The sequence below is a fragment of the Pseudomonas sp. SST3 genome (assembly GCF_003325755.1).
This window is the reverse complement of the sequence record NZ_QORI02000052.1, coordinates 1-8,168: the sequence shown is the minus strand read 5'-3', so window position 1 is coordinate 8,168 and position 8,168 is coordinate 1. Positions and strand designations below refer to the sequence as shown.

General features: G+C 54.6%; 9 protein-coding genes and 3 pseudogenes. 4 read left to right on the top strand and 8 right to left on the bottom strand.

Features of this window, described 5'->3' with window-relative positions; translation table 11 throughout:
* Nucleotides 1-399, top strand: a pseudogene (locus tag DQ405_RS22845) (N-acetyltransferase family protein); the annotation flags it as partial.
* 26 nt (nucleotides 400-425) lie between these two features.
* Here DQ405_RS22845 and DQ405_RS22840 read toward each other — a convergent pair.
* The 7 genes and pseudogenes from DQ405_RS22840 to DQ405_RS22810 all read right to left on the bottom strand — a co-directional run bounded on the left by DQ405_RS22840 (nucleotide 426) and on the right by DQ405_RS22810 (nucleotide 5,318).
* A complete protein-coding gene (locus DQ405_RS22840; RefSeq protein WP_168426248.1) occupies nucleotides 426-1,499 on the bottom strand; it encodes an ArsO family NAD(P)H-dependent flavin-containing monooxygenase in 1,074 nt (357 codons plus the stop codon).
* Nucleotides 1,500-1,536: 37 nt separating this feature from the next.
* Entirely contained in the window at nucleotides 1,537-1,959 is a 423-nt protein-coding gene (arsC, locus tag DQ405_RS22835; protein ID WP_168426247.1) for an arsenate reductase (glutaredoxin), read from the bottom strand.
* A 19-nt stretch (nucleotides 1,960-1,978) separates the two neighbouring features.
* Complete coding sequence (gene arsH, locus DQ405_RS22830) at nucleotides 1,979-2,692, bottom strand: arsenical resistance protein ArsH (RefSeq protein ID WP_159936669.1); 714 nt, start codon at nucleotides 2,690-2,692, stop codon at nucleotides 1,979-1,981.
* 47 nt (nucleotides 2,693-2,739) lie between these two features.
* Nucleotides 2,740-3,210 carry an arsenate reductase ArsC gene (locus DQ405_RS22825; RefSeq protein ID WP_168426246.1) on the bottom strand — a complete coding sequence of 157 codons (471 nt, stop codon included), beginning with the start codon at nucleotides 3,208-3,210 and terminating at the stop codon, nucleotides 2,740-2,742.
* A gap of 16 nt (nucleotides 3,211-3,226) precedes the next feature.
* A pseudogene (locus DQ405_RS22820) lies at nucleotides 3,227-4,518 on the bottom strand (arsenic transporter).
* 24 nt (nucleotides 4,519-4,542) lie between these two features.
* Nucleotides 4,543-4,899 (bottom strand): metalloregulator ArsR/SmtB family transcription factor, encoded by a 357-nt coding sequence (locus tag DQ405_RS22815; protein ID WP_105753668.1) that lies wholly within the window; start codon nucleotides 4,897-4,899, stop codon nucleotides 4,543-4,545.
* A complete protein-coding gene (locus tag DQ405_RS22810; RefSeq protein WP_168426249.1) occupies nucleotides 4,896-5,318 on the bottom strand; it encodes an arsenate reductase ArsC in 423 nt (140 codons plus the stop codon). The genes DQ405_RS22815 and DQ405_RS22810 overlap by 4 nt, the downstream gene beginning before the upstream one ends.
* Nucleotides 5,319-5,447: 129 nt before the next feature.
* Between DQ405_RS22810 and arsN2 the strand changes: the two genes are divergently transcribed.
* Nucleotides 5,448-5,936: an arsenic resistance N-acetyltransferase ArsN2 gene (arsN2, locus tag DQ405_RS22805; protein WP_168426245.1), complete on the top strand. Its 489-nt coding sequence runs from the start codon at nucleotides 5,448-5,450 to the stop codon at nucleotides 5,934-5,936.
* Nucleotides 5,937-5,971: 35 nt separating this feature from the next.
* On the opposite strand, the gene DQ405_RS22800 is transcribed toward arsN2, so the two are convergent.
* On the bottom strand, nucleotides 5,972-6,460 hold the full coding sequence (locus DQ405_RS22800) for a hypothetical protein (RefSeq protein ID WP_168426244.1): 489 nt from the start codon (nucleotides 6,458-6,460) through the stop codon (nucleotides 5,972-5,974).
* Nucleotides 6,461-7,082: 622 nt separating this feature from the next.
* Between DQ405_RS22800 and DQ405_RS28350 the strand changes: the two are divergent.
* Nucleotides 7,083-7,452 (top strand): annotated as a pseudogene (locus tag DQ405_RS28350) (hypothetical protein).
* A 61-nt stretch (nucleotides 7,453-7,513) separates the two neighbouring features.
* The coding region (locus DQ405_RS22795; RefSeq protein ID WP_168426243.1) for a DUF3800 domain-containing protein at nucleotides 7,514-8,168 on the top strand (655 nt) is incomplete at its 3' end.

Here is an 8,168-nt window from a genome sequence, read left to right as displayed (position 1 = left end):
ATCCCTACCTGGTGGCCGAAGAAGGTGGGGAGATCAAGGGCTACGCCTATGCCTGTCAGCACCGCGCGACGTCCGGCCTACCGGTGGGGGTGGACGTGACGGTGTACGTAGCTGAATCGGCTCGCCGTCAGGGCGTTGGCCGTGAACTCTATGAGATCTTGCTTCCGACTCTTCAAAAAGCAAAGGTTTCGTGCAGCTTATGCCGGAATCGCGCAGCCCAATGAAGGCAGTGTGGGTCTGCACGAGTCGCTGGGATTCGTCCATATCGGTACATATCCGGAGGTAGGCTTCAAGCTTGGGAAATGGCACGACGTCGGCTACTGGCGACTCGGGTTGTGCCCGGCAACTCCTCCACTGGAGCCTATTCTCTTTCCTGAGCTTGAAGTCGCATCACAGTAGGCACACTCGATTGGCGTCGCGAGCCATCAGGATTCGCTAGTGAGATAGCTTTGGACTTGGTTGACTACATCTCGAGCGGTGCGGGTTACTCCGATCAATGTTGCAGAGGCAAGCCCCGTCCAATCGCCGTAGCCCACCAGCCACAGATTAGGTGAAGCAACACTCCGGTTTTCATTCACGGCGACTTTACCGTCATCGTCAACGATACCCAGGTTGCCCAGGTGGTTGAGCGCTGGAGAAAATCCAGTACACCAGATGACTGCATCGATCTTCGTCTCGGCCCCCGATGGCCATACAACGCCCGTTGAGGTGAAGTGCATGAATGGCCGTACCGCGTTCAACACGCCGCGTTCGCGAGCTTCCTTTACCGGTGGCGCCATCACAATGTCTCCCAGCCCTCCAACGGGCTGTTGAGGCTCCATCCCTTCTTGTTGCGCCTTCAATCTAGCAGTGGCCCGCTCGAACAGGACGCGGCCATCGACCTCATCTGGAAGATACTTTGGCGCTTGCTGAGTCACCCAGATTGCGTGAGCCACCTCCGAAACTTCGGCGTAAATCTGGGCACCCGAGTTACCACCGCCGACGACCAGCACTGCCTTCCCCTCGAACTCACTCGGCCCAACGTAGTGAGCGGAATGGATTTGCTGCCCCTCGAAAAGCTCCTTCCCTGGATAGGTGGGAATAACCGGACTGCTCCACGTGCCTGTTGCACTGATGACCGCTTTGGCATCCCAGAAAGTATCCCCGGAAAAAACGCGCAACCCACCTTCGATGTTCTCGACATGGGTCACCCGCGTGGAACGGATGATGGGGAAGTCATATCGGCGTTCGTACTGAGTTAGATAGTCGACAACATCGTCCCGCCCAGGAGTCCCCTCGGGTACTGCTGGCATGGGCCAGCCGGCAATTGAGCTCCAAGCAGACGGCGAGAATAGTCGGAGAGAATCCCACCCATGCCGCCAGGCCCCTCCCGGTGCTGACTCGGCGTCGAGTAATACGTAGGAAAGACCTGTACGCCTCAAAAAATAGGCTACGGTGAGTGCGGATTGGCCACCGCCAATGACCACAACATCAAGTTTCGAATTCTGACTCACCAGCATCCTCCAGGCTCAATCGCGGCACCTCACCGTCGTCGTATCAGACTCTGCGACCGTGCTCATCAATGACCACTTGGCCGTCCTCTTTGACGAAACTCCCACGCTGCTCTTGCGGTAACAAATCGAGCACAGCTTCTGACGGGCGACACAAGCGTGTGCCCAAAGGTGTCACGACTATGGGGCGATTGATCAGGATGGGATGAGCGATCATGGCATCGATGAGCTGGTCATCAGTCAGTGACGTATCGCCGAGTTCTAGCTCCTCGTAGGGAGTGCCTTTAATACGAAGCAGGGCCCGCACCTCAATACCCATTTCCTTGATCAACCTGACAAGCGAGGTGCGGTCAGGTGGGGTCTGTAGGTACTCGATAACCGTCGGCTCTTCTCCGCTGTTGCGGATCAGCTCCAAGGTATTGCGAGAGGTGCCACATTGCGGGTTGTGATAGATCGTGATCTGACTCATACCGTTTCCTCGCGGTGAGTTAAATGGAGCGCTGGTTGACGCGCTTGGACAGCTCTTCAGCTGACTCTTTACGCTCGGAGTAGCGATCAACCAAGTAGTCCTGGCGACCCCGCAACAGCAGCGTGAACTTCATCAGCTCTTCCATCACGTCCACCAGTCGGTCGTAGTACGAGGACGGTTTCATACGGCCTGCCTCGTCGAACTCGGTGAACGCCTTGGCCACCGAAGATTGATTTGGGATGGTGAACATGCGCATCCACCGCCCCAATACCCGTAGTTGGTTGACCACGTTGAAAGATTGCGAGCCGCCACAAACCTGCATTACTGCAAGGGTCTTTCCTTGCGTAGGTCGAACAGCACCAATCGCAAGCGGAACCCAGTCGATCTGGGCCTTGAATACTGCGCTCATGGAGCCGTGCCTTTCAGGCGAACACCACACCTGTCCTTCAGACCATTGCATGAGTTCGCGCAACTCCGCGACCTTAGGATGTGTATCCGGAGCATCGTCCGGCAGCGGCAAACCCGAGGGATCGAAGATTTTGGTATCGGCGCCAAACTCCTCCAACAAGCGTGCTGCTTCCTGAGTCACCAACCGGCTGAAAGAGCGCTCTCGCGTCGATCCATACAGAAGCAAGATTCTAGGCTTATGGAGTGACGGTGTACGCGGCTCCAGTTGCTCCAACGACGGAATGTCGATCAGGTCGGCGTGTACGTTCGGCAATGTGTCTTGCATATAAACTCCTACGGCGGCGCCAGATTGGGCACCGCCTCGGTTGATCTTTAAAGCGAACTGATGCGATTCAGTTCAGCTTTCAACTGTTCAGCGCTGATGGTCTTCAGTGGCAGCGCAAGAAATGCGCTCACGCGCTCGTGAATTTTGGCCAGTGTGGTTTCGAACGCTGCGGTGATCTCGGCTTCCGACCCGCTAGCGTCAGACGGGTCGGCCAGACCCCAATGCGCCTTCAAAGCTGGCCCAAAGAAGATTGGGCATGCCTCACCCGCTGCCCGGTCACAGACAGTGATCACGATGTCTGGAGGCGAGCCTTCAAAAGCATCCGAAGCCTTGCTGCTCAAGCCCGCAGTGGAGATACCCGCCGCCTCAAGCGTTTGCAATGCCCGTTGATTCACCCGGCCACTGGGAAAGCTTCCTGAGCTGACCGCATCTACACCCTCGGGCGCCAAGTGGTTGAAAAGCGCCTCGGACAGAATGCTGCGGCAGCTGTTGTGGGTGCACATGAACAAGACTTTCATCAGGCGATTCCTTGATTCAGAAACTGAGGCGCAGTGCCAGGGCGGACAATGTGGCGACGAGGATGGGCACGGTCAGCACGATCCCGGTCTTGAAGTAATAACCCCAACTGATCGTTATGTTTTTCCGTGCGAGCACGTGCAGCCACAACAGAGTTGCCAAGCTCCCAATTGGGGTGATCTTCGGGCCCAAGTCGCAGCCGATGATGTTGGCGTAAATCATCGCTTGCTGGACTACACCATCGACTTCGGCGGCATGAATGGATAAGGCGCCTACGAGAACGGTGGGCATGTTGTTCATGATCGAAGACAGCAACGCTGTTAGCAGCCCTGTACCAAGGGACGCGCCCCAAACGCCATAACCGGCGAACACGTTCAGGATCTGCGCGATGTGGTCGGTCAGGCCGGCGTTCTTCAGGCCATAAACAACCAGATACATACCCAAAGAAAAAATCACCACCTGCCATGGCGCCTCTTTGAGCACCTTGCTTGTGTTGATGGCGTGACCACGAGCCGCGATGACGTAAAGAATGAATGCACAGACCGCTGCAATGGCGCTGATTGGCACCCCCAATGGCTCAATGACAAAGAAGCCGATCAGCAGTAGTGCCAGCACCCACCAACCGGCTACAAAGTCGCCCGGTCGTGGATTGCCTCGTCCGGATTGTCCAGTTGGTTAAGGTCATAGGTCTTTGGTAAGTCTTTGCGGAAAAACCACAGCAGCATGGCTAATGTCGCTGCCACGCTGACGATGTTTACCGGCACCATGATCGAAGCATATTCGTTGAAGCCGATATCGAAGTAGTCGGCAGAGACGATGTTGACCAGGTTGGAAACCACCAGCGGTAAGCTCGCCGTATCGGCGATAAAAMMARCCAAGCTGCCATGACGAATGCCAACGTAGACAGCAGGAGAAAAAACGCAACGCCAAACAAACATCGCGATCACAATGGGTGTGAGGGTCAATGCTGCTCCGTCATTGGCGAACAGGGCCGACACCGCTGCGCCCAGCAGGACGATAAATGCGAACAGCTTGCGGGTGCTCCCGCCTCCCCACCGGGCCACATGCAGCGCAGCCCATTTGAAAAAGCCTGCCTCATCAAGCAGCAGACTAATGATGATGACCGCGATGAAAGTCCCAGTGGCATTCCAGACAATGCGCCAAACCTCTGGTATGTCGGCAAGGGTAACGACACCTGCCAGCAACGCCACGATGGCACCGAACATCGCACTCCAGCCAACCCCAAGCCCCTTGGGCTGCCAGATGACAAGGACGATGGTGGCGATAAAGATCAATACGGCAATCAGCATTTCGTTAATCCGGTTGGGCGTGACTCAGCTACACACGGCTTGGTTGATCGGACGGTCGTTCATGCCGCAGAGGCGCTTAGCCTCGGTTTCCAGCCATTGCTGATTGGCGTCTACCACTTCCTTCAAAACTGCCGTCACCCACGCGGGCAAATCAGGATTCAGTCGGTAGTACACCCATTGGCCTTGGCGACGATCCAACAGCAATCCGGCAGAGCGCAGCAGGGCCAAATGACGAGAAATCTTCGGCTGACTCAGGTCGAGTGCTGCCGTTAGCTCGCAAACACACAGCTCACCTTCACTCACGACAAGCAGCGAAATTTTTGCTCGGGTGTCATCCGCCAGGCATTTGAATAAGGTGGTGGGGGTCATGGGTTCTGTCATAGATCCTCCAGGTGTTTGGTCTTGACCATAACGAAGAGCTTGATGCGCTCGTGGATGTCGTGGAGCGTATGGCGAAATGCGCCGGGATCATCGCTCGTTACTGGGTCAGGAAAATCCCAGGCAATGACTTCACCTACACTGGGCATTGGTAGGCACTCGCTTGCGGATTTATCGCAAAGAGTGATTACGTAATCGAATCGATCAGCTTGAAACTCGCTGATGGACTTGCTGCGCAGGCCCGTTGCATCGACTCCAACTGCCTCCAATGCCTGAATCGTGCGCGGATCAACCTCAGACGGTTCGGAACCGGCGCTGAAGGCCTCGAAGCTCGGGTCAGTGTGCCGCAGCAAAGCCTCCGCAAGCAGGGAGCGGGCTGAGTTGGCAACGCACACGAAAAGCACTTTGATAGCAGGGCTCATGGTTGAACTCGATGCATATGGAAAATCGAATATACGATTTTTCGAATATTCGGTAAAGCGAATATGATGACTGCTGCTTCGGCTTGAGCGGTGACGGCCCATACAAAGCGGCACAAAGGAGATAAAGGGATGAGCAAGGAGATGAGGATCCAGGCAAAGGAAATAGCCGGAGGACAGTGGCAGCGCTTTCGCGATGCGCTGAAATCTGCTGACCTTCCAGCAGACGATATTGATCTTCCAGGCCGAACCTTTTTTGAGTTCACCATGGACGGAAAGAGTGTCGGATGGGGTGGGTTTGAAACATATGGAGCAGATGGATTGCTGCGCTCCATGGTCGTAGAGCCGGCATACAGATCGAAAAGGGTCGGTGTCGCGGTGCTTCGGGTCATTGAAGCGATAGCCGTCGAGCAGGGAATCGCTCGATTTCATTTGCTGACAACAACTGCGTCAGGCTTTTTTGAGCAGCAGGGCTATGCAGTAAATCAACGAGGTTCTGCGCCGCCTCTGATTTCTCAGACAGAGCAGTTCAGAGGGCTTTGCCCTGGCTCGGCTTGCTATATGTGTAAGGATTTACATTCGAACGGGCTGACAGCGCTGTCTGAAGAACCGCTGGCTTGATAATCAAGCACAGCGGATTCCGGGGGGAAAGGAGATCATCGCAAATACCCTCGCCCTTTCACCAAAAGCAGGGTACGAACCCACAGCTTCTTCCATGCCGGCGTATCGTAGGCAAATCCGATGCAGGGCCTAGTTTGAGTAACAGTTCTTGCGAATGCACCGATGGGAGTGTCGCGCCGAATGTAGCCAATTTCGAAGAAGTCGCTGCGCTTCTCAAGATTGCTGCCGCCACGGGTGTACACATGACTGTCTTGAAAATCGTGCAGCTCCTGCTCCATAGGAATTGAGGAAAACTTGAAGTTTGGATCGATAAATCCGTAATCCGCGAGATAGATCGGGTGATCACTATGACTCACAACATGAATCATCGTTTCTCTGATGATCTCAGGGCGTACCGTTCCTGTGCCGACAGAGTAATGGTCGCGCTTACCACGCATTTGCAGCCAGAGGCTCCAGACGCCGGTGCAAGCCGCAACCACGGCGCCAACTAGCGTGATCTGCTTCGTCAAAGATTCGACGTCCATGTTCCCCCTAGCGCGTTTTAGATGGTGACGTGGTTCGGTTCCGCTGTCCTTCCAGTAACGCTTAGATTACTGCTAACAGCGCGAGATCAGCATGGGGCCTGCGTGCTTCATAGAATGCCGAATGGATGCTAAGAGGTTGCATCTATTTTGCAGTGGCACTGTGCTCGCCCGGCGGCCTTGCATCTAGCACATACATCGGATCTGTTTGAGCTCCAGGCAGAATGGATGCCCAAGCTTCGTATGCTTTGCTTGTGGCGGATTAAAGCTTCGTCCCAACCGCTCCCCGTCACTTCGCGAGAGACAACGAGCATCATTAGATGATTAGTGGTTGCATCTAAATCGATCAGAAGGTGATGAGCGTTAAATCGAAAATCATCGGTAGAAGGCATGACGTCACACGTTAATTGTGGGAGTGGTAAGGGAGCACGGGCACTTTCCATGTGACATCACTCTGACACTGCACAGTACCATCAGTGCGCCCTTCCAGACGACCGGTTGATGACGTTTGAAGACCACCTAGCCAATCTGAGTCGCGATGAGGGAGTGCTTTATGGTTTACCTGTTGATGGCTTTTAGCCTCGATGCCAGCTAGATTTGGAGCTTTCTACGATCAAGGATGGATATGAAAAAGCTCATCGCAGTAATGGGAATCTGTGTCGCACTTGGCGGTTGCGCTACGTCCCACTACACCGCAGGACGAGACTTTCCGTCGGCCAGTGTAGCGAGCATCACCAAAGGCAAAACGACGACTACTGAGTTGAGGTCGCTGTTCGGTGAGCCCTACGCCAAGAGCGCAGTCAGCGAGACTGACGAGAAGTGGGTTTATACCTTACACAAACGGCTCAGCCCATGCCCAAAGCTACGTGGTCACCATGAAGGTGACGACTACGGGCACTCAGAAAACGCTCGACGTTTTGATCCGTAATAACGTGGTCATCAACTACACGTTCAGCGAAGGCCCCGCTCCAGGCACTACCACTGCGACGAACTGAGTTCGCCACCTTGCCATTGGGCGACCCACTGCGCTCAGCACGTTGTTGATGGAGCAAGCTCATGGACAGAACCTATGCCTTCGTGGATGAGTCCGGGAATTCCGACCTTGATACGTCAAAGGGAGGAAGCTCAGGCTTCTTCATCGTGTGCTCCATTCTGGTGGCAGAGAAAGACCTAGAAGCTGCTTATGTCCAAGCTGAAGCACTCCGCATGCGTCATTTTCAAACAGGCGAGATCAAATCCAGCAATCTGAAGCCCAAGGATTCAGATCGCCGTGCCCGAATCCTCAACGAGCTAGCTGAGCTGCCATTCAAGCTCTATTTCACCGTCGTTGATAAGTCCCGAATTCACAAAGACGGCGGCCTCCGTATCAAGACCTCGTTCATAAAATACGTGAACGGGTTGCTCTATGAACGTTTGTTCCGCGCATACCCTGACCTCCAGATGATCGTAGACGAGCATGGTGGCCAGGAATTTCAGGAGAGCTTAAAAAGCTACGTTGCAGAACGATTCGTGGACGACCTATTTGGCGATAAGGATGCCTTCCAGACGATGGCCAGTAAGGACAACGTTTTGGTTCAGGTTGCAGATTTCTTCGCTGGCTCAGTCGCTCAGATCTACGAAGAGAAAGCTTCGGAAGAAGCAGTTCTTGCCTACAAAAAGATCCTACGCAGCCTGACTCTTGGAATGCTTGAGTGGCCATCCAAGTACCAGT

Coding starts and splice junctions, on each gene's coding strand:
- DQ405_RS22840 (WP_168426248.1), bottom strand. CDS start 1,499: ATGCTGGTGAGTCAGAATTCGAAACTTGATGTTGTGGTCATTGGCGGT.
- DQ405_RS22800 (WP_168426244.1), bottom strand. CDS start 6,460: ATGGACGTCGAATCTTTGACGAAGCAGATCACGCTAGTTGGCGCCGTG.
- arsN2 (WP_168426245.1), top strand. CDS start 5,448: ATGAGCAAGGAGATGAGGATCCAGGCAAAGGAAATAGCCGGAGGACAG.
- DQ405_RS22815 (WP_105753668.1), bottom strand. CDS start 4,899: ATGACAGAACCCATGACCCCCACCACCTTATTCAAATGCCTGGCGGAT.
- arsC (WP_168426247.1), bottom strand. CDS start 1,959: ATGAGTCAGATCACGATCTATCACAACCCGCAATGTGGCACCTCTCGC.
- arsH (WP_159936669.1), bottom strand. CDS start 2,692: ATGCAAGACACATTGCCGAACGTACACGCCGACCTGATCGACATTCCG.
- DQ405_RS22825 (WP_168426246.1), bottom strand. CDS start 3,210: ATGAAAGTCTTGTTCATGTGCACCCACAACAGCTGCCGCAGCATTCTG.
- DQ405_RS22810 (WP_168426249.1), bottom strand. CDS start 5,318: ATGAGCCCTGCTATCAAAGTGCTTTTCGTGTGCGTTGCCAACTCAGCC.